This window comes from Endozoicomonas sp. ONNA2, from assembly GCF_024606365.1.
In the GTDB taxonomy this organism is placed as follows: Bacteria; Pseudomonadota; Gammaproteobacteria; order Pseudomonadales; family Endozoicomonadaceae; genus Endozoicomonas.
Genome location: NZ_JAHHPO010001181.1, coordinates 1 through 1,673 on the forward strand (window position 1 = coordinate 1; position 1,673 = coordinate 1,673).

Below are 1,673 nucleotides of genomic sequence, written 5' to 3' on the forward strand. Positions count from 1 at the left end.
TTTGCCATCGGTTGAGTAACCCTATTCCTGAGTTCCTCAAGGAACGGGCTCCTTGCCGGTATTGGGGGGGGTTCCGGTACTGCCGATTTATTATGTGTGTACGGCTTTGGAGGAGGTATCCTGCGGCGCTGTTCACCGGCAGTTTCTTCTCCTGCCTCCCTCCTGAAGGCTTCTATCATCGGTTGATTATCCTCCCTTTGTGCCTGACCCACAGTATTAATGGTCATCACTTCCTGCGGGTCACCGGCGGAGCATGACCTGCGCAGACAATGATGATAGATGCACACCCCGGCCACACCTGCCACCACAAAGGCCGTAGCCCACAGGGCGATATTGGCTGTTGCGCTGTTACCCGGGGAAGCCTCCAGCGGTGCCGCATTGACAGGCGTGCCATTCAGTGGATAGTCCGGGTTATGATCAATCTTGCCCACCGACACGGCATTCCACCTGTCGGTTTTATTATTGGCTGGAGAAGCAGCACCCGTAGCAGCCATGCCGGACAGGGCAACCAGTGCCACAGCGGCTTTTGGCAGCTGGCCCGTCATGGCGGCGGCCGGTGGGCTGGCCCGTTGTCGTTCTTGATGCGGTGTCGTTTTTTTCTTGTCTTTGTCGTTTGATGCTGAGCCGTCTACCTGGCTCTGCCCTGATGCCGGAGCGGTCGTCGCCTCCAACTGATCCTTGAGCCGGGCCGTTGCAAATAGGGTCTCAAAGCCCTCCAACAGCGTGCTGACCTCCGCTGGCAACACAGTGAAAGACGACAACAGTCTGGCCCCCGGTCCAATACCCTGGAAAAAACTACTGCTCTGACCATCAGTACTGCCAATGGTGAAGGCCGGACCTCCCTCCGGTTGCGCCGACCGCCGCACCCCGGAGGGAATATAATCGGGATGCAAAGACTGAAAAAGAGGAACCACACCGAATCGAATGGCGGCTTTCAGCCCTGCCCATACCCCCCCATTCACGGATGGCTGAATGGATACGGAGGGAGAAGCCATGGATGTGCCTGTTGGCTGAACGGTAGTTTGGGATATCATAATTATTTCCTCGAAAAACAAGGGCAAGGTTAGACAAGACTCAAGCCGTGAAAAGAACCGTTTGAATTATTGGTAACGGGCAATGAACAAAAATCTTATAAAGCAGGAAAAACCCGGCAGGTAGTTAATAACTGCGTAATGAGTCAGCGAATCTCTTGGTACCGGGTTTATCCCTCATCCATGGGAACAAGTCCGGGCTACTTTCAGCCTAACAGATTTGCCCGCTTCGCTGGTCAAACAAAAAAGCCCGGAAAAAACCGGGCCATTGAGCAGCAATTACCGACAAACGACATCAATATTCTAAATTTAAATAATTGGATAAAAAAATGAGAAAAAAAACCACAACCACTATATCCTGCTGTTAATAAAGACTAATAAAAACCTGACTACCCTCCAATATTATGAACTCTTGAATTGTAAAATCTGAATTTTTTAAGAAATTTCAACTCTGAATCGTTCATACCAGGAGGCTGTCCGAGAATAGCGCCCGACTGGGCGTCCCCGTAGCGAGGATGGCAGAAAATTGAGGATAAAAAGTCGGAAATTTTTAGTGAATAGTGGTTCTATTTACTAAAAATTTCCGGCTTTTTAGACCAATTTTCTGCCACCGCAGTAGGGCAGTCTATTCTCGGACAGCCT

Annotated in this window: 1 protein-coding gene; it reads right to left on the reverse strand. The window is 50.7% G+C overall.

The window, feature by feature from the left end; genetic code table 11:
* Nucleotides 1-1,034: hypothetical protein (locus KDK14_RS20795; RefSeq protein ID WP_257267154.1), on the reverse strand; the 1,034-nt coding region annotated here is incomplete at its 3' end.
* Nucleotides 1,035-1,673: the final 639 nt, after the last annotated feature.